General features: G+C 70.7%; 19 protein-coding genes and 1 pseudogene. 5 read left to right on the top strand and 15 right to left on the bottom strand.

Annotated elements, in window-relative coordinates; genetic code table 11:
- The first annotated feature begins 234 nt into the window (after positions 1-234).
- From HEP85_RS04965 to HEP85_RS04955, 3 genes are all read left to right on the top strand, one after another.
- The gene (locus HEP85_RS04965; RefSeq protein WP_168526527.1) at positions 235-510 is read left to right on the top strand and encodes a hypothetical protein; all 276 of its coding nucleotides are present in this window, start codon (positions 235-237) and stop codon (positions 508-510) included.
- Between the two features lie 113 nt (positions 511-623).
- Positions 624-788 carry a hypothetical protein gene (locus tag HEP85_RS04960; protein ID WP_168526525.1) on the top strand — a complete coding sequence of 55 codons (165 nt, stop codon included), beginning with the start codon at positions 624-626 and terminating at the stop codon, positions 786-788.
- A gap of 306 nt (positions 789-1,094) precedes the next feature.
- A complete protein-coding gene (locus HEP85_RS04955) occupies positions 1,095-3,176 on the top strand; it encodes a glycosyl hydrolase family 28-related protein (RefSeq protein ID WP_168526523.1) in 2,082 nt (693 codons plus the stop codon).
- A gap of 117 nt (positions 3,177-3,293) precedes the next feature.
- Here HEP85_RS04955 and dhaK read toward each other — a convergent pair whose 3' ends face one another.
- From dhaK to HEP85_RS04930, 5 genes are all read right to left on the bottom strand, one after another.
- The gene (gene dhaK / locus HEP85_RS04950; RefSeq protein WP_168526521.1) at positions 3,294-4,289 is read right to left on the bottom strand and encodes a dihydroxyacetone kinase subunit DhaK; all 996 of its coding nucleotides are present in this window, start codon (positions 4,287-4,289) and stop codon (positions 3,294-3,296) included.
- A gap of 72 nt (positions 4,290-4,361) precedes the next feature.
- Positions 4,362-5,018, bottom strand: a complete 657-nt coding sequence (gene dhaL / locus HEP85_RS04945) for a dihydroxyacetone kinase subunit DhaL (protein WP_168526519.1) — start codon at positions 5,016-5,018, stop codon at positions 4,362-4,364.
- 28 nt (positions 5,019-5,046) lie between these two features.
- Positions 5,047-5,910, bottom strand: a complete 864-nt coding sequence (locus tag HEP85_RS04940; protein WP_168526517.1) for an HAD-IA family hydrolase — start codon at positions 5,908-5,910, stop codon at positions 5,047-5,049.
- A 4-nt stretch (positions 5,911-5,914) separates the two neighbouring features.
- Entirely contained in the window at positions 5,915-6,769 is an 855-nt protein-coding gene (locus tag HEP85_RS04935) for a class II fructose-bisphosphate aldolase (protein ID WP_211117843.1), read from the bottom strand.
- Positions 6,770-6,990: 221 nt separating this feature from the next.
- Complete coding sequence (locus tag HEP85_RS04930; protein ID WP_168526513.1) at positions 6,991-8,085, bottom strand: NADH:flavin oxidoreductase/NADH oxidase; 1,095 nt, start codon at positions 8,083-8,085, stop codon at positions 6,991-6,993.
- A gap of 459 nt (positions 8,086-8,544) precedes the next feature.
- On the opposite strand from HEP85_RS04930, the gene HEP85_RS04925 reads away from it, so the two are divergent.
- Positions 8,545-9,363: a DUF2637 domain-containing protein gene (locus HEP85_RS04925; protein ID WP_168526511.1), complete on the top strand. Its 819-nt coding sequence runs from the start codon at positions 8,545-8,547 to the stop codon at positions 9,361-9,363.
- A 362-nt stretch (positions 9,364-9,725) separates the two neighbouring features.
- Here HEP85_RS04925 and HEP85_RS04920 read toward each other — a convergent pair whose 3' ends face one another.
- The gene (locus HEP85_RS04920; RefSeq protein ID WP_365219305.1) at positions 9,726-11,177 is read right to left on the bottom strand and encodes an aldehyde dehydrogenase; all 1,452 of its coding nucleotides are present in this window, start codon (positions 11,175-11,177) and stop codon (positions 9,726-9,728) included.
- Between the two features lie 35 nt (positions 11,178-11,212).
- Entirely contained in the window at positions 11,213-11,452 is a 240-nt protein-coding gene (locus HEP85_RS04915; RefSeq protein WP_211117841.1) for a hypothetical protein, read from the bottom strand.
- 421 nt (positions 11,453-11,873) lie between these two features.
- Here HEP85_RS04915 and HEP85_RS04910 point away from each other — a divergent pair.
- A pseudogene (locus tag HEP85_RS04910) lies at positions 11,874-12,691 on the top strand (DUF899 domain-containing protein).
- Between the two features lie 48 nt (positions 12,692-12,739).
- On the opposite strand, the gene kdpB (HEP85_RS04905) reads toward HEP85_RS04910, so the two are convergent.
- The 8 genes from kdpB (HEP85_RS04905) to HEP85_RS04870 all read right to left on the bottom strand — a co-directional run bounded on the left by kdpB (HEP85_RS04905) (position 12,740) and on the right by HEP85_RS04870 (position 22,890).
- Positions 12,740-14,887 (bottom strand): potassium-transporting ATPase subunit KdpB, encoded by a 2,148-nt coding sequence (kdpB, locus tag HEP85_RS04905; protein ID WP_168526507.1) that lies wholly within the window; start codon positions 14,885-14,887, stop codon positions 12,740-12,742.
- 378 nt (positions 14,888-15,265) lie between these two features.
- Complete coding sequence (kdpA, locus tag HEP85_RS04900; protein WP_168526503.1) at positions 15,266-16,915, bottom strand: potassium-transporting ATPase subunit KdpA; 1,650 nt, start codon at positions 16,913-16,915, stop codon at positions 15,266-15,268.
- 2 nt (positions 16,916-16,917) lie between these two features.
- Complete coding sequence (locus tag HEP85_RS04895; RefSeq protein ID WP_168526501.1) at positions 16,918-17,778, bottom strand: potassium-transporting ATPase subunit C; 861 nt, start codon at positions 17,776-17,778, stop codon at positions 16,918-16,920.
- Positions 17,779-17,780: 2 nt separating this feature from the next.
- On the bottom strand, positions 17,781-19,859 hold the full coding sequence (gene kdpB / locus HEP85_RS04890; protein ID WP_248002450.1) for a potassium-transporting ATPase subunit KdpB: 2,079 nt from the start codon (positions 19,857-19,859) through the stop codon (positions 17,781-17,783).
- Positions 19,860-19,982: 123 nt separating this feature from the next.
- Entirely contained in the window at positions 19,983-20,105 is a 123-nt protein-coding gene (locus tag HEP85_RS04885; RefSeq protein ID WP_282189833.1) for a hypothetical protein, read from the bottom strand.
- 120 nt (positions 20,106-20,225) lie between these two features.
- A complete protein-coding gene (gene lysA, locus HEP85_RS04880) occupies positions 20,226-21,641 on the bottom strand; it encodes a diaminopimelate decarboxylase (protein ID WP_369657600.1) in 1,416 nt (471 codons plus the stop codon).
- 9 nt (positions 21,642-21,650) lie between these two features.
- Positions 21,651-22,064, bottom strand: coding sequence for an SAV_915 family protein (locus HEP85_RS04875; protein WP_168526495.1), 414 nt, complete (start codon positions 22,062-22,064; stop codon positions 21,651-21,653).
- Between the two features lie 238 nt (positions 22,065-22,302).
- A complete protein-coding gene (locus HEP85_RS04870) occupies positions 22,303-22,890 on the bottom strand; it encodes a TetR family transcriptional regulator (RefSeq protein ID WP_329285426.1) in 588 nt (195 codons plus the stop codon).
- Between the last annotated feature and the right edge of the window lie 206 nt (positions 22,891-23,096).

Genomic DNA, 23,096 nt, shown 5'->3' with positions numbered 1-23,096 from the left:
CCACTTCTCGGTTACGTGCGACCTCGTGCGTACGGATCGCCGTATTGCACACCGCTGTCACTCTTCAGAGATGATCACTCTTTCTCCCAGGTTGCCCCTGGTCGGGAGGGTCTGCCCACGATTTTCGGACAACCGGACAGGTGCGCACGAGGGCCCCCGGGGTCGTGGCGGCCGTCGGGCGCGGAAAGTCCGTCCCGGTCGGTGGTGCCGGCGAATCGGGGTACACGGCCCGCCATGGCACCGAAGACCGAACGCGTCATGTTCCTGCGGGCCGTGCGGCAACTGCACCGCGTCCGCGCCTTCTACGTGGTGGGCATCCTGCTGTGGAGCGCATCCACGGTCTGGACGGCCTGGCAGTCGCCCGGAAGCCGGCAGATGTGGGTCTCCGCTCTTCTCCTCGCGGTGTTCACCGGCCTCCTCCTCACCGCCACCCTGTCCCTGCGACGTCTTGAGCCTCCCAGGACGGGCCGGCCGGCCCACCACGCCGCGTCGCGCAACGCCCACGCCTGAACTCCCCTCACGAGGAAGGCATCGAGCACGAACCCGCCACTTCGGATCTCCGGGTGGTCCTCTCCCGAGGACCCCCCGGTCCGTTGTCGGCGGCTCCTGGCACGATCACCGGCATGGCATTCATCGACGAGCGCACCCTCACCGGGCTGACCATCGACCACGACTGGTACAGCTCTCCCGCGGCGGAGGCGTTCGAGGCCGGGAACCTGATGGTGGGCACCCGCGAGGACATCGCCGCCGGGCGGTGGGAGAACCTCCTGTGCGTGCAGCAGCGCTGAGCCGCCGACTGGGCGATCTCTTCCGCGACCACCACGCTCGGTGCAAGAAATCGATGAATCAACGCAGGATTCTTACTGGAAGTTGGAAAGACGTGTCCGCCGTCTTGTAAGGGTGCCCGGAGACGCCCTACTGTCACCGCACCGGCACGGCCTGCCCCTCCACACGTCCGCACGCGGAGCGGTCCCGGCGTTGTCGCATGCTCCGCTCGCCCGGCCCTGTTCGACTCGCCGGTGCTCATCCCCTGTCCGCCCTCGTCCGCCCCCCGCCCGTCCTCGTTCGTCCGGTCCGAGAGAAACGAGAAACTGATGTCGCGGTACAGCACGCGCGCGGCGGCGGAACGGGTCCGCAGCCGCGCCCGGAGACCGGCCAGGATCGCCACGGCGGTGACGACGGCGGTCGCCGGACTCGTCCTCACGCTCGGCGCTCCGGCTCTGGCAGCCCCGGCGGCCCCTGGTCACGGCACCGGCGTGGGCACCCCGGTGGTGACCCGCGCCGCGCTCGATCCCGCCCTGGTCGCGGGGCGCGGCGCCGCAGTGGACTTCGCCGAGCAGGAGGCGGAGAACGCGTCGACCAACGGCACCGTGATAGGTCCCGACCGCACCGCCTACACACTGCCCTCCGAGGCCTCCGGCCGGACCGCGGTACGCCTGAAGCCGGGCCAGTACGTCGAGTTCACGCTGCCGCGCGCCGCCAACGCCCTCACCGTGCGCTACAGCATCCCCGACGCGCCCGAAGGCGGCGGCACCACCGCGCCGCTCGACGTCTCGGTCGACGGCAGACACCGCGCCACGATGACGCTCACCTCGCAGTACTCCTGGCTCTACAACCAGTACCCGTTCACCAACGACCCCCAGGCCGACCTGCTGCACCCGGACTGGTGGATCACCGAGTGCGGATGCGTCCCCGCCGCCACCACTCCGACGCCCACCATCGACAAGCCGTTCAGGCCCAGCCACTTCTACGACGAGCAACGCCTGCTGCTCGGCAAGCGGTACGGGGCGGGCGACACCGTCCGCCTCACGGCGCCCAGGGGAAGTGCCGCGGCCTGGACCGTGATCGACGTGCTCGACACGCAACTCGTGTCCGCGCCGCACATCGAGGCACGTGCGGCGAACGTTCTCGCGTTCGGCGCCGACCCCACCGGCCGGCGTGATGCGGGCGCCGCGATCGACCGTGCCATCGCGTACGCCAAGAAGCGTCACCTCGACGTCTACCTGCCCCCGGGCACGTACCAGGTGAACCGGCACATCGTCGTGGACGACGTGACGATCGTCGGAGCGGGCAGCTGGTACACGATCGTCAAGGGTCACCAGGTCACCCTGGACACGCCGGCCCCCGACGGCTCGGTCCACACCGGGGTCGGCTTCTACGGCAAGGACGCGGCGGACGGCGGCAGTCACCACGTCCACCTGTCCGGCTTCGCGATCGAGGGCGATGTCCGTGAACGCGTCGACACCGATCAGGTCAACGCCATCGGCGGCGCGCTCAGCGACTCGACGATCGACGGCCTCTACCTGCACCACACCAAGGTCGGCATGTGGTTCGACGGCCCCATGAAGCGCCTGCGCATCACGCGCAACGTGATCGCCGACCAGATCGCCGACGGCCTCAACTTCCACACCGGCGTGACCGATTCCACCGTCTCGGACACCTTCGTCCGCAACAGCGGTGACGACGGCCTGGCCATGTGGTCGGAGAAGACCGGCAACGCGCGCAACGTCTTCGCCCACAACACCGTGCAGACGCCCGTCCTCGCCAACGGCATCGCGCTCTACGGCGGTACCGACAACACGGTCACCGGCAACCTCGTCGCCGACCCGATCAGAGAGGGAAGCGCCATCCAGGTCGGCTCCCGCTTCGGAGCCGAGCCGTTCACCGGACATCTGTGGATCACGGACAACACCACGGTCCGCTCGGGGCCGTTCGAGCTCAACTGGAAGATCGGGCTCGGGGCCATCTGGTTCTACGCCCTGGAGCGGGACATCGACGCCGACATCGAGGTCACCGGCGACCACTTCCTCGACAGCACCTACAACGCGGTCATGCTGGTCTCCGACTTCCCCGTGAAGGACAAGTACGCGATCCGGGGCGTCCGCTTCAAGGACATCCGCGTGGATGGGACCGGCACGTCCGTACTCAGCGCCCGCTCCGCCGGCTCGGCGTCCTTCGAGAACGTGGACGCCCGCAACGTCGGCGCGGTCGGCATCAACAACTGCGGATCGTTCAACTTCCCGGCCACGGGCTCCGAGTTCGCGGCGCAGGACCTCGGAGGCAACGACGGAGGTGGCACGACAGGCGCCTGGATGGCGTCCTGGGAACTGCCGAACACCATCACCTGCGACGACCGGCCCCCGGTGGTCCCGCCACCCGGCCCGGCGCCCTGGTGACGGGCGTCCGTCCCTGACCGTCACGGTGCGCACAGCCGCCGCAGCCGGCGCCTGTGCGCACCGCCGCGCCGAACAGCGGACCGGGTCGTCGGCGCGGGGAAACGCGGGCGTCGGTCTTCAGAACACACGCATCGGGATCTCGGCGGGGCCGGCGAGCAGATCGGAGATCTCGTCGTCCAGCCGGACCAGGGTGACGGAGACCCCGGCCATGTCGAGCGAGGTGCAGTACTCGCCCACGTAGCTGCGCCCGATCTCGATGCCCTGACCGGCCAGCATCCTGTGAGCCCGCCCGTAGACCAGGTAGAGCTCGCCGATCGGTGTGCCGCCGAGGCCGTTGACCATCAGGGCGACGCGGTCACCGGAGACGTACGGCAGGTCGCCGACGACCGCGTCGACCAGCTCGCCGACCATCGCGTCCGCGGACTGGAGTTTCTCGCGCCTGCGGCCAGGCTCGCCGTGGATGCCCACGCCCATCTCGACCGCGTCCTCGGGCAGTTCGAACAGCGGCGAGCCCTTCGCCGGCGGCGTGCAGGCGGTGAGCGCCATGCCCATGGAGCGGGTGACGGAGTTGACCTTCTCTCCGATCCGGTGCACCTCATCGAGGTCCGCGCCCAACTCGGCGGCCGCGCCGACGGCCTTCATCACGAAGAAGTTGCCGGCCACCCCACGCCGGCCGACGGTGTACGTCGAGTCCTGCACCGCCACATCGTCATCGATGAAGAGAGTCCGTACGGTCACCCCGTCGGCCCGGGACAGCTCCTCGGCCATCTCGAAGGCCATCCGGTCCCCGGTGTAGTTGTTGACGAGCAGCAGCACACCTTTCGGGGAGGCGACCAGCTTGACCGTCTCGTAGACGGAGTCGGCCGGCGGCGCGGAGAACACGTCGCCGGGACAGGCCGCGTCGAGCATTCCCCTGCCGACGGACATCACGTGCGCCGGCTCGTGACCGGACCCGGAACCCTGCACGAGGGAGACCTTGTTCTCCTGTGGGGCGTCGGCGCGCATGATCAGGTTGTACTCAGGGACGTACTTCAGTGTGTCGGGGTTGGCCAGGGCCAGCCCCTCCAGCATCTGCGCCACGTAGTCCTTCGGGTCGTTGACGAACTTCTTCATCCCGCCACTCCTTCGTGGTGCCGGTCCCGGATCCTGGAGGGGCCGTCCGAGAGCCGGGCCCGTTGTCCGCCGTCAGTCGCGTGCGTCCCACTCGGCCGCCACGCGCTCCGCCATGACCGCGACCGCCACCGCACCCGGGTCCGGCGAGCCGATACTGCGCTCACCGGTGTAGCTCTGCCGGCCGCGTCGGGCCCGCATGGGCGTCGTCGCGTCCGCCGCGGTACGGGCCGTCGCGGCGGCCAGCCGGGCGAGTTCCGCCGCGCCGGCCGCCGGTCCGCTGTCGGCCAGCCGCTGTTCCAGCGCGTCGGTCATCGGTATCAAGGCGTCCAGGAGGGTTTTGTCGCCGAGGTCGGACCTGCCCCGCGCCTTGATCCCCTCGGCCGCGGCCCGCAGCATGGCCACCGCGTCCGTGGCCGCCGGCTCCGGCCGGTCCTTCACCGCACCTGAGGCCCTCAGAAAGGCTGTGCCCCAGAGCGGCCCCGACGTGCCGCCGACTCGTCTGGAGATCACCAGAGCGACCTTCTTTAAGAACTCGGCCGGCGAATCCGCCGCGAGGGCGTTCCAGTCGGCGAGCACGATCTCGAAGCCGCGGGCGAGCGAGTACCCGAAGTCCCCGTCACCCGCGACGGCATCGAGGTCACCGAATGCCTTTTCGTTGTCGACGGCCGTCCGGGCCATGGTCCGGACGACGAAGGCGAGGTCGCCGACGGGTGTCGATGGCGATGTCATGACTCTCCTGACTGCCGCGACGTCACGGTCACCGCGGACGAGGATGCGGGCCGGGCGGCGCGGCGCCGGGCGGCCCGGCCGCGGACGGACCCGGTGGGGTGGAGCCCTCGTCGCCGCCGGCGGTGAGCAGGGCGGCCAGGTCCGCGAGCACCACCCACGGCCCCGGGTGGACGCCCAGCGGATCGTTCAGCACCCGGGTGACGGTCCCGTCCGGCGACGGATCGCCGAGCGAAGTGACCACCAGGGAAGCCCCGGTGAAGTCCTCCTCCGCGGTGTAGGCGCTGGTCGTGACGGCGCAGACCAGTCCGGCGCCGAGCGCGGACAGCATCCCGTTGCGGCTGTCCTCGATGGCGACGGCCGGCTCGAGTTCGAGGCCGAGCCGCCGCACGGCGAGAGCGTAGATGTCCGGTGCGGGCTTCTTCCGCCGGACCACGTCACCGGCGAACACGCTGAAGCGAGCGCCCAGTTCGGGACCCATGGCGAGCTCGAGCACGCTGCGGACGGACGCCTCCGCGGAGGTGGAGGCGACCGCGAGCGTCCACCCGGCCTCGTGCGCCTCCGCGGCGACCCGCCGTACACCGGGCCTGGGCGGAACGCGTCCGCTGCGGATGATGCCGGTGTAGATCTCGGTCTTGCGCCGGTGCCAGCCGAGGACCTGTTCCTCGAGTGCGGCCGGGTCGGCAGGCAGACCGGCGGCGGCGACGAAGTCGGGTGTCAGCAGTGTCCTCATCCGCTCCTTGCCGCCGCCGACCTTCACCTTCCGCGCGTACTCCTGGTCGCTCCACCGCACGGGCAGGCCGAATTCCTCGAAGGTCTCGTTGAACGCGGGCAGGTGTCCGTGGCGTTCGGTGTCGGCGAGGACTCCGTCGCAGTCGAAGATGAGCGCGGGCATGGTCTCAGCCCGCCCGCCCGGCGCTGCCGAAGAGTCTCATCAGGGAACCGGTCAACTCGATGACATCCTGGCGGACGGCCCGGAAGAGGGACGGCGGATCCCACTTCTGCCGTTCGGCCGCCGTTTCGAGGAAGGCCAGACCGGACTTCATGAACGTCTCTTTGAGCGCGGTCGAGATGTTGACCTTCGCGCACCCCCGGGAGATCAGGTCACGGAACTGCTCGTCGGACAGTCCGCTGCCGCCGTGCAGCGCGATCGGAACCGGGTGGGCCGCCACAAGATCGGACACGCGCTGGGCATCGAGCACCGGCGCCTGTCTGTACGACCCGTGGGCGTTCCCGATCGCCGGCGCGAAGACGTCGACCCCCGTGGTCCGCAGGAACTCCAGCGCGACCGCCAGGTCCTGCTGCCGAGCGGCGGTGTCGCTCCCGACGCCGTCCTCGACACCAGTGATCGATTCGATCTCGCCCTCGACCGCGGCCCCGTACGCGCGGGCCTCCGCGACGACCTCGACGGTCTGCCGCATGTTCTCCTCGACCGGCAGCCTGGAGGCGTCGAAGAGCACCGAGTTCCACCCCCGCCGCAGGCACTCGGTGATGACCTCGCGTTCCGGACAGTGATCCAGGTGCAGGGAGACGGGAACCTCGATGCCCGCGGTCATCGCGGTCCACAGGGCGTACAGCACATCGCTGCCCATGGACTTGACCGTCTTCACGGACGTCTGGACGATCAGCGGCGACGCGTTCTCCACGGCAGCCGCCAGCACGGCCTCCAACGTGAGGTCGTTGAAAACGTTGATGGCGGGTACGCCGTAGCGCTCGTCGAATGGCCCGGAGAGAATCTCCGTCAGCGGCGTCACACCCACGGCACCTCCACGGTTCCGCCCCCACCCCCTCCATTCGACGCCCGCGCGTCGCGCCCCGCCACTTTTGGCCCGGATGCGTGCGGACCCGGACACCGTCGGTGCACATGAGCGGGGCGGCGCCCGGACCATCGCCTCCTGGCAGGACCTGGCAGATCACGGGCGGTTCGGTCCGGTCACGGGCGGTTCGGTGCAAGACGCCCGCCGGGCGGGGTGCGTCAACGGCCGGTGAACGCACGGGCGTACTGCGGTGGCGCGGGCAGCGCGGCGCCCAGGGAGTGGGCGGCGTGCCGGGGCCAGTACGGGTCGCGCAGCAGTTCGCGGCCGAGGAAGACGGCGTCGGCCTCACCCAGATCGATGATCTTCTCGGCCTGTTCGGGTTCGGTGATGAGTCCTACGGCGGCGGTGGGGATGCCGGTCCGTGCGCGCACCTGCGCCGAGAAGGTCACCTGGTAGCCGGGGCTGACGGGGATGGTGGCGTCGGGCACGATGCCGCCGGTGGAGACGTCCAGCAGATCCACTCCGTGGGCCATGAGTTCCCGGGCGAGGCGCGTGGTGTCGTCGACGGTCCAGCCGGGCCGGGTCTCGGTGCCGTGGCCCGCGAGCCAGTCGGTCGCCGAGGTGCGGAAGAACAGCGGGAGTTCCCGCGGCCATTGGGCACGGACGGCGTCCACCACCTCCAGCGCGAACCGCATGCGCCGTTCCGGACCGCCGCCGTAGGCGTCGGTGCGGTGGTTGGTCTGGGGGGAGAGGAAGGAGTGGACGAGGTAGCCGTGCGCGCCGTGGATCTCCAGGGCGCGGAACCCGGCGAGGTGCGCGCGCCGGGCGGCCTGGGCGAACTCGTCGATGACCGTGGTGATGGCGTGGGTGGTGAGTTCGTGGGGCGCGGGGACCGTTCCGAACGCGATCGGACTGGGACCCACGCGCCGCAGTCCGGGACGTGGGGGGTGGGCGTCGGACCACGGGCGTCCGATGCCCGCCTTGCGGCCGGGGTGGTTGAGCTGGATCGCCGGTACCGCACCGGAATCGCTCAGCGCCTGGACGAGGCGGGCGAAGGCCGGTGGTTGCCGGTCGTTCCACAGCCCGAGGTCGTAGGCGCTGCTGCGGCCCTCCGCGCTGACGGAGGTGGCCTCCACCATGACCAGACCGGCGCCGCCCACCGCGCGCGAGACCAGATGCTGGAGATGCCAGTCGGTCGGTGTGCCGGTCTCCGGTCCCTGGGCAGGGGCGGAGTACTGCATCATCGGCGACATCCAGACCCGGTTGGGGATCGTCACACCACGCAGGGTCAGGGGCTGGGAGAGCTGGCTCACGAAAATCTCCAGGCAGGACGGGACGGCTACGAGACCGGCCGCGACGCCCCGAGGCCCTGTGCGGCGTGCGAGGCCACCAGAAAAGTGTCACCGCGCGGGGCGCGCGGCGCATCTCGGAGGCCCAGCGGGTGCTGGGTCACGGGGCCCTCCCGGACTCCTGTCGGAAGCGCTCGGGAGAACCATCGGCTCCGGCTCGATAAAGACGCTTTCGTGAATTTTTCCGCAAGCTTGCGCTCACTCGTTTGCCACACATCTGCGGGGGCTGACCAGCGTTAATGGAATATGACCCAAGCAAGTCTTTTGGCCCCGTCGTTCCCCGGAGCGGCGGCGGAGCGCCTGTCCGCGGCCCGAGCCGCGGAGTTCCAGCGACACACCCGCACGCCCGCTGCCGCGCACCCCTCGCTCGATGGGGACGTTCCGGCTGTCACCCGGCCCTGATCCGACGGGGCGGAATTTTCTGTGAATGACGACTATCCGGACCTCTCCTTCGCTCGATATGAACAACCTCCCGTGTACCCCGGTGGGACGGGTACCGGCCGGCACGGCGGTCCCGCCGACGCCCTCTACGAACAGGGCTGGGACCCGGTCGAGGAGCTCACCTACCTCCTGCAGGACGCCGCGGCGGCGGAGCAGGAGGCCACCGTGCCGCCACCCCGCGGCGAGCCGTCGTACGGCGACGAATTCATCAGTGAACCGATGGACAACCTGGTTCAGATCACTGCCGAGTTGCCGCCCATCCGACGCTCCTCGACCGGGCATCGGAAGGTGCGAGTCCGCAAACCCCGCTTCACCTGGCTGCAGACCGTCAGCTTCGTGATCGCCGCGGTCGCCGCCGTCATCGTGTCGATGGTGAGTGTCTTCGGCGGCATGGTGGCCTACTCGCCTCTGCGGCACATCGCGTCCAGCACGCAGAGCGGCTCGGGACCCTGGTGGCCGCTTCTCGTCTACGGCCCCTGGATGGTGGCGTCGCTCTCCGTCCTGCGAGCCGCCCTGCACCAACGCCGTGCCGTGCACTCGTGGTACGTCGTTCTGCTGTTCTCCTTTGTCGCCGTGATGTTCTGCGTGGCCGACGCCCACAAGACCATCACGGGTGTGGCCGCGGCGGTCGTACCGGCCCTAGCGTCCCTGACCTGCTTCCAACAACTGGTCCGCCAGATCACCCTGACCCGGCCACCTCGCCAGCGCACGTCCCGCCATCGGCAGCGGTCAGAACCCGCTCCTCCAGGGCGCGTTGAAAGCAAGAGCGGTTCGAGTACCCGGAAACCGCCCCGCACCTGACCCGTTCCGCTCTCCGTCCCCTTCCTCTGCGTCGTCGGTCGCACGCTCGCGCGTCGGACCGGCGACGGCACGAACTACACTGCGCCGGGGGCCTGCTCCGACAGATCCCGTGTCCGCCGGATCAGGCCCGCGTCCCAGCCGGAGATCCGGCCCCCGTGCTGACGGAGGCGTTCCTCCAGCACCTCGCACGGGCCGCCGCACCGGGAGGACGCGGAGGACGGGGGCTCCTGGGCCGAGGTCTTCGCGGTGCGCCCGGGACGTCGCGCACCGCTCCGCGCCGGTCGTCCGTTCGGGGTGTCGGCACCCGAGGCGACGCGCGTACTTGAACGGCCGGCGCGCGGCCGCGCCCGGCCGGCGGGGACTTACCGGTCGCGGGTGATGGTCTTGTGCTCGACGTAGCCGGTGAGGCCGACCTTGCCGTACTCGCGGCCGACACCGCTCGCCTTGTAGCCGCCGAACGGCCCGTCGAAGCTCATCGGCGAGCCGTTCACGGTGACCGTGCCGGTGCGCAGCCGGCGCGCGACGGCCAGGGCCCGTTCGGGGTCCGCGCTCCAGACGCCGCCGGACAGGCCGTACTCGGAGTCGTTCGCGATCCGTACGGCGTCGTCCTCGTCGTCGTAGGCGATGACCGCCAGGACCGGGCCGAAGATCTCCTCCTGGGCGATGCGCATGGAGTTGTCGACGTCGGCGAAGACGGTCGGGGTGACGTAGTTGCCCTTCTCCAGGCCCTCGGGGACCCGCGGGCCGCCGGTGACCAGGCGGGCGCCCTCCTCGACGCCGACGGTGATGTAGTCGATCACGCGCTGCTGCTGGTCACGGCGGATCATCGGACCGATGAACGTGTCCGGGGCGGACGGGTCACCGACCTTCAAGGACTCGACCATCTGCTTGAGCGCGGCGACGACCTCCTCGTACCGGCTGCGGGGGGCGAGGACACGGGTCTGCAGAATGCAGGCCTCGCCGTTGTTGCCGAACGAACCGAAACGCAGGCCCCGCACCGCGGCGTCCAGGTCCGCGTCCTCCATGATCAGTGCCGCGGACTTGCCGCCCAGCTCCAGACCGACCCGCTTGAGGTGCTCACCGGCTATCGAGGCGATACGCCGGCCGGCCCGCGTCGAACCGGTGAAGGAGATCTTGTCCACGCCGGGGTGGGAGACGAGGTGCTCACTGGTCTCCCGGTCCGCCGGAAGGACACTGAGGACGCCCTCGGGGAGCCCGGATTGGTGCCAGAGGTCCGCCAGCAGCATCATGCTCAGGGAGTTCTCCGGGGAGACCTTGAGGACGACGGTGTTGCCGGCCAGCAGGGCCGGAACCAGCTTGGCGGTGGCAGCCGAGAAGGGCGAGTTCCACGGGATGACGGCGGCGACCACCCCGATCGCCTCCCGCCGCACGATGGTGTCGAAGGCCACCGACGCGTCCGAGGGCTCGACCACCTCCTCCCACCCGAACTCCTGGGCCGCCTTGAGGTACGCGTGGACCTGCCGGGTCAGGAACGGCTGGCCGGCCCTGGTGAACCAGCCGGCCGAGCCGTTCTCGACGGAGATGGCCTCGGCGACCTCGTCGGCGCGCGCCGCGCGCAGGGCGTCGTAGCGGCGGATGATCTCCTGGCGCTCCGTGGGGGTGGTGCGTGGCCAGGGACCGTGGTCGAAGGCCTCGCGGGCCGCGGCGACGGCCGCGTCCACGTCGGCGGGCGCGGCCTGTGCCACGGTGCCCAGCACGGACTGGTCGTGCGGCGAGAGGATGTCGAGTCGCAGGTCCGGGTCGCTGGGGTCGACCCAGGAGCCGCCGATGTACAGCTTGTCGCGAACAGTCATGTCTTTTCGTTTCCTTCGAGCGATAGGGGAGGGTGTCAGGCGGTGGCCGGGTCCGTGGGGTAGTCGGTGGAGCGGCTGACCTCGGCCCACTTCCTCGCCTCGGCGAGGCGGCCTTCCTCCGAGCTGATGGCGATCCCCGGCGCGTCGCCGCTGAGCAGGAGCCGGCGCGGGGGCTCCTCGGCGTCCACGGCGCCGATGATCGCGCGGGCCATACGGTCCGGGTCACCGGGCTCGTTCCCGGCGTACCGCGGGAACAGGGCCGGCCACGCGCCCACCGTCGGCTCGTAGTCGGGCGCCCTCCACGGCGAACTTGGCGGCCCGGTAGGCGCTCAGACCGGGCGTGCCGCCCACGCGTCCGCCGATGGAGGAGATCTGCGTGACGTGCCCGTGACATCGCGTACTCCTCATTTCGTCTGGTTTCTTCACTGCCCGTAGCCAGGCCGCGACTCCTCCGTGGATGCTTTGACAATAACTGCAACATGACTGTGGCGGTAGTGCCGAGTGATGTGTCTCATATATGTCTGTTAGGTGCCCAAAGAGGGTCATTCCGTCAGGCGTGCGTGGCCTGTCGACACCCGACGCACGATCCGGAAGTGTTCTGTCGCGATGAGTTCCGGCCGGGGGGCGAGTCTGTCCCGGTGAGCGTCGTGGGGCGTCGTACGACGCTCACCGGCACGAGACACCACGGAGGACACCATGACGATCACGCCCGGCCACGCGAGCACCGACCTCACCGGCAAGCCGCCCGTCGTCGACCTGGCCACCTGGCAGGCGGCGCGCGATGAGCTGCTGGTCCGCGAGAAGGCCCACACCCGCGAGGGTGACGCCCTCGCCGCGGCCCGCCGCCGGCTGCCGATGGTCGAGCTCGACGGGACGGTCGAGGTCGTCGGACCCGACGGCCCGGTCCCTTTCCTGGACCTGTTCCAGGGCCGCGACGAGCTCGTGGTCTACCAGCACATGTGGTACGACGGCGCGCCGCACCAGGGGCAGTGCGAGGGCTGCACCACCACGGCCTGGCACCTGAAGGACGCCGTCTACCTCAACGCCCGCGGTGTCTCGTTGGCCATCCTGACCACGGGCCGCTGGAACGAGGTGGCCTCCTACGTCGCGTTCATGGGCTACACCCAGCCCTGGTACTCGGTGCGCGACGTGGACGCGCCGGTCGGCGGAGAAATGGGGCACCTCGCCTGCTTCCTGCGCGACGGCGACCGCGTGTTCCTCACCTACTCCACTACGGGCCGTGGCAACGAGCCGGTCAACGGGTCCCTCGGACTGCTCGACATGACGTCCTACGGCCGCGGCGAGGCGTGGGAGGACAACCCTGAGGGCCGGCCCGTGATCGGCGACGTCCGCGAGGGACACCCGTCCCAGGGTAGGCAGGCCTGCTGGTACTGGCGCTCGGACGCCGACGGCGCCGCCACCTGGGGCCCGACCAGCCGCCCCGTACCCCAGTGGACCCGCCCCGGCGCGACCCCCGTGGAGACCCTCGGCTTAAGCACGGCCACCACCACTGACCTGCGCCGACCTCTGTTCGACGGGCTCCGCACGCCATGCGGAGCCCGTCATCCCAACCCGGGCACTGTGGAGATCAGCAGGTCGATCAGCTTGATGCCGATGAAGGGCAGGACGAGTCCGCCGACGCCGTACAGCAAGAGGTTGCGCCGCAGCAGGTCGTGCGCCGACGACGGCGTGTAGCGCACACCCCGCAGCGCGAGCGGGATCAGGGCGACGATGATCAGCGCGTTGAAGATGATCGCCGAGGTGATCGCCGACGTCGGGCTGTGCAGGCCCATGATGTTGAGCGACTCCAGGCCCGGGTAGGCCCCCGCGAACATCGCCGGGATGATCGCGAAGTACTTCGCCACGTCGTTGGTGATGGAGAAGGTCGTCAGCGCGCCCCGGGTGATGAGCAGCTGCTTGCCGATCTCGACGATCTCGATGAGCTTGGTGGGGTCGGAGTCCAGGTCGACCATGTTCCCGGCTTCCTTGGCGGCCGAGGTGCCGGTGTTCATGGCCACGCCGACATCGGCCTGGGCCAGCGCGGGCGCGTCGTTCGTGCCGTCCCCGGTCATCGCGACGAGCTTGCCGCCCTCCTGCTCCCGTTCGATCAGCGCGAGCTTGTCCTCGGGGGTCGCCTCGGCCAAGTAGTCGTCCACGCCCGCCTCTTCGGCGATGGCACGGGCGGTGAGCGGGTTGTCGCCAGTGATCATCACTGTGCGGATGCCCATGCGGCGCAGCTCGGCGAAGCGCTCGCGGATGCCGTCCTTGACCACGTCCTTGAGATGGATCAGGCCCAACACCCGTGGGCCTTCCTGGTCGTGCACCGCCACGAGCAGAGGGGTGCCGCCCGAACCGGCCACGGAATCCGCGAACCGCCTCGCCTCGGACGGGACGTGCGCGCCGTACATCTCCACCCACTCGATCACCTGCTGGGCGGCGCCCTTGCGGATCGCGCACACCGCGCCGTCGTCCCGGCGCAGGTCGACGCCGCTCATCCGGGTCTGCGCGCTGAACTTCACCCACCGGGCATGGTTCAACTCCCCCTCCGCGGGCGCCCGCAGTCCGTACCGCTCCTTCGCCAGGACGACGACGGAGCGGCCCTCCGGTGTCTCGTCGGCCAGGGACGACAGCTGGGCGGCGGCCGCGAGCAGCCCTTCGTCGATGCCGGGCAGCGGGACGAACGCGGCGGCCTGGCGGTTGCCGAGGGTGATGGTGCCGGTCTTGTCCAGGAGGAGAGTGCCCACGTCGCCCGCCGCCTCGACCGCGCGGCCGGACATGGCGAGCACGTTGCGCTGGACGAGCCGGTCCATGCCGGCGATACCGATCGCGGACAGCAGCGCGCCGATCGTCGTCGGGATGAGGGTGACGAGAAGCGCGACAAGAACGGTGGTGGACTGGGCGGCGTCGGCGTACCCGGCCATCGGCTGGAGGGTGACGACAACCAGGACGAAGATGATCGTGAGCGCGGCGAGCAGGATGTTCAGCGCGATCTCGTTCGGGGTCTTCTGCCGGGAGGCGCCTTCGACGAGCGCGATCATCCGGTCCAGGAAGGAGTGCCCCGGGCGGGCACTGACACGGACGACGATCCGGTCCGACAGGACCGTCGTACCGCCCGTGACACCACTGCGGTCGCCGCCCGACTCGCGGATGACGGGCGCGGATTCCCCCGTGACGGCGGATTCGTCGACGGCCGCGACGCCGTCGATGACGTCGCCGTCGGCGGGGATGAGTTCGCCGGCTTCCACCAGGACGACGTCGAGGGGTTTCAGGCCGGTGGCGGCCACGGCCTCGGTGTCGGCGTGGCGCGGGTCGGTGCCGTAGTTCCAGTGCCGCAGGCGCAACGCGACCGTGTCCGTACGGGCCCTGCGGAGCGACTCGGCCTGTGCCCTGCCCCGGCCCTCGGCGACGGCCTCCGCGAGGTTCGCGAAGATCACCGTCAGCCACAGCCAGCCGCTGATGACCCAGGTGAAGACGGCGGGGTGGAGCACCGCGGACAGGGTCGTGAGGACGGCCCCCACGGAGACGACGAACAGCACCGGGTTCTTCACCAGGGCCCGCGGGTGCAGCTTGCGCAGCGCCTCGGGGAGGGACCGCACGAGCTGGGCGGGTTCGAACAGTCCGCTCGGCGCCCGGCGCTTCGTCCCTCCCTCCGATCCCGGGACGCGCTGCACGCGGGACGGCGGGACTTGCGGGGGAGCGGCGGGAATCATCGGGACCTTCGCGTCTCGCTGGGAACCGGCCCGCTGCGCTGCGCACGCCGACGGCCGGTCGAACTGATACGGGTGGGGTGGTTGCCGGGCCCCGCGGTGCCGGGGCCCGGCACCGCGGAGCTGTGCGCGGACGTCGGCGGCGGGATGACGTCCCCTCGCCCCGCTGCTCGTGCCGGCAGGGCTCGCCGCCGACGGCACCTGCGACGCCTTCGCGGCACAGGACGCGCCGCGCGGCATCAGCGCCGCCGCCCTGAGGGACCGGGCGGGGCGGAGGGCGGCGAGGGTGCTGTCGACGAACTGGTCGAACTCGCCGCCGAGCACGGTGGGGTGCCGCACCGGCCGAGCCTGTGACGGGCCGGGAGCTCAGCCGGTACGGGGTTACAGGAGTCCGTCGGCGATGGTGCCGAGGGACAGTGCGGGCAGGAAGTTGAGCAGCGCCAGGATGACGGCCGCGGCCGTGGCCAGGACGACGAAGTTGACACCCTGGGCGCGCAGCGTGCCGACGGTGACCACACCCGGCCGCTGCCCTGCGAGCCGCCCGGCCAGGGCCAGTACGGCCACCATCGGGAGATACCGTCCCGCCAGCATCGCGACCACCATCAGGAGGTTGTGGAAGTCGGTGGCGCCGTTGAAGCCCGCCATCGCGCTGCCGTTGCTGTTGGTGTTGCTCGTGTAGGCGTAGATCAGCTCGGTGAGACCGTGCGCCCCCGGGTTGCCCATCGAGGTCCGCCCGTCGTCGAAGGCGAGCGCGACTCCCGTGCAGGCCAGGATGACGGTGGGCGGGATCAGCGCGTACACCACGACCCAGCGCATCTCCCCGAACCCGATCCGCTTGCGCAGGTATTCGGGCGTGCGGCCGACCATCAGACCGCCGATGAAGACGGCCACCAGCACCACCATGATCAGGCCGTACAGTCCGCTGCCCGTGCCGCCGGGCGCGATCTCGCCGAGCATCATCGCGGACAGCAGCACCCCGCCGCCGAGGCTGGAGAAGCTGTCGTACGAGGAGTTGGCCGCGCCGTCCGCCGAGCCGGTGGCCCCCACGCCGAACAGTGTCGAGCCGGGGACGCCGAAGCGGGTCTCGGTGCCCTCGTACGGTCCGCCGACCGCCTGGGTGACCGTGCCGGTGTGCGCGGACTGGGCCAGCGTGCCGGCTGCGAGGAGCAGGCCGAAGAGAATGCCGACGACCGTCAGCAGGGTCCAGCTCTGCTTCAGGCTGCCGATCATCCGGCCGAACATGCGGACGCAGGCCGTCGGGATGAGCAGCATCAGCACGATCTCGAAGACGTTGGTCCAGGCACTCGGATTCTCGAAGGGGTGGGCGCTGTTGGCGTTGAAGACGCCGCCGCCGTCACCGGTGAAGAGCTTGATCGGCTCCCAGGAGCCGACCGGTCCGTCGAGGATGGTCTGCTGGGCGCCCGCGATCGTGGTGACGGTGTGGCCGGCGCCGAGACCCTGGACGACCCCGCCCGCCATCAGGATCAGGCCGCCGACGACCGCCATCGGGAGCAGGACGCGGAAGATCGTGCGCAGCAGGTCGACCCAGAAGTTGCCGAGGCCGTCCGTGGATCGCCGGACGAGCCCCCGTACCAGGGCGAGCGCCACGCAGATACCGACCGCCGCCGACGCGAACGCCTGGACGCCCAGACCCGCCATGACGGCGAGGTGCCCGGTGGTGGACTCGCCGGCGTAGTTCTGCCAGCTGGTGTTGGTCGTGAAGGAGACGGCGGTGTGCAGCGCGAGCCGCCACGGCATGCCTTCGTGGCCCGTCGACCAGGGCAGCCTGCCCTGGAGGGTGAAGAGGGCGAAGAGCGCCGCGATGCTCATGACCGAGAAGGCGAGCAGGGCGGTGAGGTAGTGCCGCCAGGTCTGTTCCCTGTCCGGGTCGATTCCGCACGCGCGGTAGAGGGCTCTCTCCGCGCGCCAGTGCCGGCCGCCGTCGAGCGCTCGGGCCATGTAGTCGCCGAGCGGCACGTGCAGCCCCACCACCACGGCGAGGACGAGCGATGCCTGGATCCAGGCCGCCATGATCAGGCTCCCTGCTGGGGGTAGGTACGGTCGAGCGCGACGTTCAGCTCGAGGACATCGACGCCCGGCTCGCCGAGCACGCCGAGGGTGCGACCGCTGGTGTACGTGGCGATCAATCGGCGTACGTCGGCCACGCTCGCGCCGCGCTCGCGGGCGACGCGGGGCGCCTGGAGCTTCGCGTACGCCGGGCTGATGTGCGGGTCGAGCCCGCTGCCGCTCGCGGTCACCGCGTCGGCGGGGACGACCGGGTCGGCCGGCGCGTCGCCGCGTACGGGGACGGTCACGGCACGGCTGTAGTCCGCGCCGGACTCGGCGCAGGTGACCTCAACTCCCTCGTAGGAGCGGAGGAACGGTCTGGCCGGGCAGGCCTGGTCGAGGCTGACGACCCTGGTGACCCGTCCGCTCGTACCGCCGTCGCGGAAGACGCCGAGTACCGCACCCACACCGTCCGGTGTGCAGAACGGGCGGGAGCCGTCGACGCCTTCGAGCTCGCCGACCGCCTTGCTGCGCCCGCACACCAGGGTGAGCAGGCTCGGCCTGTCCGCGGTGTCGACGACGGACTCGGGGCCCTGGTTCCCGGCTCCGGACGCGGTGGCGTCGTACCCCGTACCGGCGTTGGACGGCCGGGACTGGAAGTACCGCTTCAGCGGCTTGCCCTTGGCGTCCGTGAAGGACTGGCCGATCAGGGAGGATCCGGCGTCCCTGCCGTCGGCGGCGGTGACCTCGGACCTGCTCTCCAGACCGGGGACCTGGGCGAAGGCCGTCATGGCCAGCGGATAGGCGAGCCCGGTCAGGAGGGTCAGTACGAGCACCACCCGGAGCGCCGCGAGGTGCTGGGCGAGCCAGTGCGGGATGCGTGTCATGGTCAGATCCCCGGGATGAACTGGACGAGGGCGAGGTCGATGAACTTGATGGCCAGGAAGGGCGCGACGACGCCGCCGAGCCCGTAGATCCACAGGTTGCGGGTGAGCAGGGCGGACGCGGACGACGGCCGGTAGCGCACACCGCGCAGGGCGAGCGGGATCAGCGCCACGATGACCACCGCGTTGAAGACGACCGCGGAGAGGATCGCGGACAGCGGCGAGTGCAGGGCCATGATGTTGAGCCGGTCGAGCCCCGGATACACGGCGGCGAACATCGCGGGCAGGATCGCGAAGTACTTGGCGATGTCGTTGGCGATCGAGAACGTCGTCAACGCGCCCCGGGTGATCAGGAGTTGCTTGCCGATCTCGACGATCTCGATGATCTTCGTGGGGTCCGAGTCGAGGTCGACCATGTTGCCGGCCTCCTTGGCGGCCGACGTACCCGTGTTCATCGCCACGCCGACGTCGGCCTGCGCGAGCGCCGGGGCGTCGTTCGTGCCGTCACCCGTCATCGCGATGAGGTGACCGCCGGCCTGCTCCCGCTTGATCAGCTCCAGTTTGTCCTCGGGCGTGGCCTCGGCCAGGAAGTCGTCGACGCCCGCCTCCTCGGCGATCGCCTTCGCGGTCACCGGGTTGTCGCCAGTGATCATCACCGTACGGATGCCCATCCGGCGCAGCTCGTCGAAGCGTTCCCGCAGACCCGGCTTGACGACGTCCTTGAGGTGGACGACGCCGAGCACTTCGGCCCGGCCGTCGCTCGTGGACCGCGCCACGGCCAGCGGCGTACCGCCCGACGCGGAGACCTGTCCCACGACCGCCTCCAGCGCGAGCGGAACCTCACCGCCCTGTTCGCGCACCCAGGCCGAGACCGACGCCGCGGCGCCCTTGCGCAACCGCTGCCCGCCGGGGAGGTCGACTCCGGACATGCGGGTGGCGGCGGTGAACGGCACCCACTCCGCGCCGTTCGCGACCTGCTGGGTCAACTCGTGCTTCTCATGGGCGAACTCGACGATGGAACGGCCCTCGGGCGTCTCGTCCGCCACGCTGGATAGCAGCGCGGCCCGCGCCAGCAGCTCCATGGAGACGTCCCCGACCGGGAGGAACGCGCTCGCCCGCCGGTTGCCGAAGGTGATCGTGCCCGTCTTGTCGAGCAGCAGGGTGTTGACGTCACCGGCGGCCTCGACGGCCCTTCCGGACATGGCCAGTACGTTCCGCTGCACCAGCCGGTCCATACCCGCGATACCGATCGCCGAGAGCAGCGCGCCGATCGTGGTCGGGATCAGACAGACGAGCAGCGAGACGAGGACGATGGCTGTGACACCGTTCGCGTTCAGCGCCGCGGTGTCGTGCGCGGCGGCCATCGCGTCCTTGGAGAAGATCGCCATCGGCTGGAGGGTCACGACCGCGACCAGGAAGACGAAGGTCAGCATGACCAGCAGCAGGTTGAGGGCCAACTCGTTGGGGGTCTTCTGCCGGTTGGCCCCCTCGACCAGGGAGATCATCCGGTCCAGGAAGCTGTCCCCGGGCTCCTGGGTGACGCGTACGACGAGGTGGTCGGAGAGCACCCGGGTGCCGCCGGTGACCGCGCTGCGGTCGCCGCCCGACTCACGGATGACCGGCGCCGACTCACCGGTGATCGCCGACTCGTCGACGCTCGCCGCGCCCTCGATGACATCGCCGTCTCCGGGGATGAACTCCCCGGCCGGTACGGAGACGATGTCGCCCCGCCTCAACTCCGAGGCGGCGACGGCTTCTTCGAGGTAGGCGTCCTTGGCGGCCCCGGGCTCCCAGCCCGAGAGCCGCCACGCGGTGGTCTGCTGCCGGGTCCTGCGCAGCGAGTCGGCCTGCGCCTTGCCGCGGCTCTCGGCCACGGCCTCGGCGAGGTTGGCGAAGACCACCGTCAGCCACAACCAGCCGGTGATCAGCCAGGCGAAGACACTCGGGTGGACCATCGCGATGCCCGTGGTCAACGCGGCACCGACCTCGGTCACGAACATGACCGGGTTACGGAACAGGGTCACCGGATTCAGTTTGGTGAACGCCTGCGGGAGCGCGCGCCACAGCTGCGTCGGATCGAGCATGCTTAAGCGCCGACCCGGCGCGGCGGCCTCTCGGCTCCGGGCGGAGGGGAGTCCGGCACCTGTGCGGGCAGGGTCTGGGCGGGGGCGGACATCAGAACTTCTCCGGCTTGATCAGGGCGATGATCAGATAGACGAGCAGGGTGACGGCACGATCAGGCCGACGGCGTTCTCGACGGACATCGAGGCCTCGTTCTCATGGGTGAGGGAGTGGTGCGGCGGGGTAGAGGAGATGGGGGGGATCGTCATGGCCTTTCGGGCACGGGTGCCTGTCGCGGCACCCGTGGTCGCGCCCGTGTGCCCTCGGCGGGCCGGCGCCGCGGCGCGGGACCGGAGCGGCCGGCGCCGCGGGACCGGAGCGGACCGGGACTACAGCCCGATGTCCCGGCGGCTCATGTCGTCCAGTGACTCGCGGCGCACCAGGACGCGGGCGGTACCGTCGGACACCGCCACCACCGGCGGCCGGCCGACCAGGTTGTAGCCGGAGGCCATGGAGAGGTGGTACGCGCCGGCCGCGGGGACGGCGAGGAGGTCACCGGGGTGCACGTCGCCCGGGAGCGCCACGTCCTCCGCGAGGACGTCCCCCGCCTCGCAGTGCCGGCCGACGACGGTGACGAGACGGGGCGGCACCGCCGAGGGCCGGCCGACGAGCCGGGGCGCGTACCGCACCCCGTACAGCGCGGGCCTCGGGTTGTCGCTCATACCGCCGTCGACGGCCACGAAGGTGTGTTCCCCGGTGCGCTTGACCGCGAGGACCCGGTAGACGGCGACTCCCGCGGGGCCGACGATCGCCCGGCCGGGTTCGAGGGTGAGCCTGGGCACGGGCAGCCCGGCGCGAGCGCAGCCGTCCTCGAGTTCGGCGCGGACCCGACCGGCCAGGACTCCGGCGTTCAGGCTCTCCTCGCCGGGCCGGTAGGCGATGGCGTGACCGCCGCCGATGTCCAACTGGGGGAGAGCGACGCCGTGCTGGTCGCGGATCCGGGCCATCAGATCGACCACGCGGCGTACCGCGGTGACGTACGGCTGCACGGAGGCGATCTGCGAGCCGATGTGGCAGTGCAGGCCGACGAGTTCGAGGTGCGGCTGGTCGAGTATCCGGGCGACGGCGTGCTCCGCGGATCCGTCCGTGATCGACAGACCGAACTTCTGGTCGTCGGTCCCGGTGCGCACCTTGGCGTGCCCGCCCGCCGCGATGCCGGGCACCACCCGCACCATGACCTTCTGACGGCCGTCGGCGGGAACGACCGCGGCCAGTCGGGTGATCTCGGAGTCACTGTCCACGACGATGCGGCCGACGCCGAGACCGAGCGCCGCGCGCAGGTCCTCGGGGCTCTTGGCGTTGCCGTGCATCACGATCTTCTCCGGCGGGAAGCCGGTGGCCACGGCGAGTTCGAGTTCCCCGGCGGAGCAGACGTCGAGGCCGAGGCCCTCCTCCCGCACCCAGCGCACCATGGCCCGGGACAGGAACGCCTTGGCCGCGTAGACGACGTCGGCCTCGGGGAACGCCGTGCGGTACGTGCGACAGCGTTCGCGGACCTCCCGCTCGTCGAGTACGTAGACGGGGGTGCCGTAGCGGTCGGCGGTCTCGGTGAGGGAAACGCCGCCGACACGGACGTCGCCGTCGGCGGCGGAGCGGGCGGAGCGGGGCCACACGGACAGGCCGTCGGCGTCTCTGGCGTCCCTGGCGTCACAGTCGTCGGCGGTGCCGGCGGTGCCGGCGGTACCGAGGGCGCGGGACGGTGCCTGAAAGGCCAAGTCCTGAAGGGGGGCGTCCTGGATGGACATGGTGTCTCCTCAGCCGATCAGCAGGTTCAGGCACGCGACGACGGCGGCCGCGCCGGTCACCCGCAGGGCGACGTGTTCGGGATGCCGGCGGCGCCAGGAGTGCCCGCGCTCGCGGACCGGGGCCGCGGTGCGGTCGGCCGCGGGGGCGGAGAACGACGGGTCGACGACGAGGGCCGTGACGCCCAGGGGCGCGGCGAGCGCGCGCAGCGCGGGTTCGGAGAGCCTGATACGGGCCTGGCCGGCGCCCAGCGTGGCGGTGAGCTTCGCCGCCGAGGTGAAACCGACGGCCGTACGGCCGCCCAGGGGGGTGCGGAAGAACCGGGTCGTACAACCCGCGGACCCCGGCCGGACAGGAACGAAGAGAAGTCCGGCCGGGAAGCGTTCGGAGGGTTCGGGGTCCTCGGCATGCTCGACTGGAGACATGGTGCTGCTCCTCGAAGAAGGCGACGTGCGTCGTCCGGCCGGATCGGCCGGACGCTTCGATGAAGCTATGCCTCGCCGGCCCGGGCCGGGGTCCGTCGCTGACGCATGCTTGACGGGAAGCGGCCTACCCATGACGCGTCACTGACGGCCGGAGGACGCCCGGTCGGTGTGCGACGGAGTCGTGGCCACCGAGCGCCCCCGCGTCCCGCGCGAATCCGTGCCTGCCGGCCGGAGCCTCTCAGGGCGCGAAGGCGCGCTGAACGGCGCGTGCGAGCGCCTCGCGGCGTGCCTCGTGAGCGGCCTCCGGCTCGCCCTTGTGGGCGGTGTGCATCGGGCTCGCGGGCGACCACGTCATCGACATGGCGGTGACGAGGGCGAGCACCTCGGCCGCCGGGATGCCGGGGCTGACGAGGCCTTTCGCCTGGGCGTCGGCGATCGACCGGAGCTTCTCGGCGTCGTGCCCGGGCATGAAGTGGTAGAGGTCCCCCGTGGGAGTGCGCTCCAGGCGGGCCCAGGTGGCCAGGCGGACGAGTTCGGGACGGACGAGGTAGGAGTCGTAGAGCCGGACGGCGTATCCGGGCAGGTCGTCTCCGGTGACGGGAACGGTCTCGACGATCATGTCCAGGTGTTCGGCGAACACAGCGTCGAAGAGTTCGTCCTTGCTGCGGTAGTACTTGTAGATCTGCGCCTTGTTGACGTTGGCGTCGGCGGAGATCCGGTCGATGCGTGCGCCCGCGATGCCGTAGGTGGCGAACTCGACCGTCGCCGCGTCGAGCAGACGGCGACGCGACGCCTCGCCCGCGCTGGTGATCTGTCCCGTCCTCATGACTTCATCCTAAACAAACCAGTTCGTTTGCCGCCTGGTGGGACAGCCGTCGGGCGTGTCCGATGACGCCCGTGCATGGCCTGTTTCTCCAGCCACGCCATCGTGGGGTGCGCGGCATAGGGGCTTGGCAGGGCATCGGCAACCTCGGTGCCGGTGCCGGTGTCGGTGTCAGTCGAGGGTTGTACGGACGGAGGGGTCGATTCCGT

It is taken from the genome of Streptomyces sp. RPA4-2 (assembly GCF_012273515.2).
Taxonomy (GTDB): domain Bacteria; phylum Actinomycetota; class Actinomycetes; order Streptomycetales; family Streptomycetaceae; genus Streptomyces; species Streptomyces kaempferi.
Note: the sequence above shows the minus strand (reverse complement) of the source record. Positions and strands in the feature narration are given on the sequence as shown.

Coding starts and splice junctions, on each gene's coding strand:
- HEP85_RS04965 (WP_168526527.1), top strand. CDS start 235: ATGGCACCGAAGACCGAACGCGTCATGTTCCTGCGGGCCGTGCGGCAA.
- HEP85_RS04960 (WP_168526525.1), top strand. CDS start 624: ATGGCATTCATCGACGAGCGCACCCTCACCGGGCTGACCATCGACCAC.
- HEP85_RS04955 (WP_168526523.1), top strand. CDS start 1,095: ATGTCGCGGTACAGCACGCGCGCGGCGGCGGAACGGGTCCGCAGCCGC.
- dhaK (WP_168526521.1), bottom strand. CDS start 4,289: ATGAAGAAGTTCGTCAACGACCCGAAGGACTACGTGGCGCAGATGCTG.
- dhaL (WP_168526519.1), bottom strand. CDS start 5,018: ATGACATCGCCATCGACACCCGTCGGCGACCTCGCCTTCGTCGTCCGG.
- HEP85_RS04940 (WP_168526517.1), bottom strand. CDS start 5,910: ATGCCCGCGCTCATCTTCGACTGCGACGGAGTCCTCGCCGACACCGAA.
- HEP85_RS04920 (WP_365219305.1), bottom strand. CDS start 11,177: ATGACTGTTCGCGACAAGCTGTACATCGGCGGCTCCTGGGTCGACCCC.
- kdpB (WP_168526507.1), bottom strand. CDS start 14,887: ATGATTCCCGCCGCTCCCCCGCAAGTCCCGCCGTCCCGCGTGCAGCGC.
- kdpA (WP_168526503.1), bottom strand. CDS start 16,915: ATGGCGGCCTGGATCCAGGCATCGCTCGTCCTCGCCGTGGTGGTGGGG.
- HEP85_RS04895 (WP_168526501.1), bottom strand. CDS start 17,778: ATGACACGCATCCCGCACTGGCTCGCCCAGCACCTCGCGGCGCTCCGG.
- kdpB (WP_248002450.1), bottom strand. CDS start 19,859: ATGCTCGATCCGACGCAGCTGTGGCGCGCGCTCCCGCAGGCGTTCACC.
- HEP85_RS04885 (WP_282189833.1), bottom strand. CDS start 20,105: ATGACGATCCCCCCCATCTCCTCTACCCCGCCGCACCACTCCCTCACC.
- lysA (WP_369657600.1), bottom strand. CDS start 21,641: ATGTCCATCCAGGACGCCCCCCTTCAGGACTTGGCCTTTCAGGCACCG.
- HEP85_RS04875 (WP_168526495.1), bottom strand. CDS start 22,064: ATGTCTCCAGTCGAGCATGCCGAGGACCCCGAACCCTCCGAACGCTTC.
- HEP85_RS04870 (WP_329285426.1), bottom strand. CDS start 22,890: ATGAGGACGGGACAGATCACCAGCGCGGGCGAGGCGTCGCGTCGCCGT.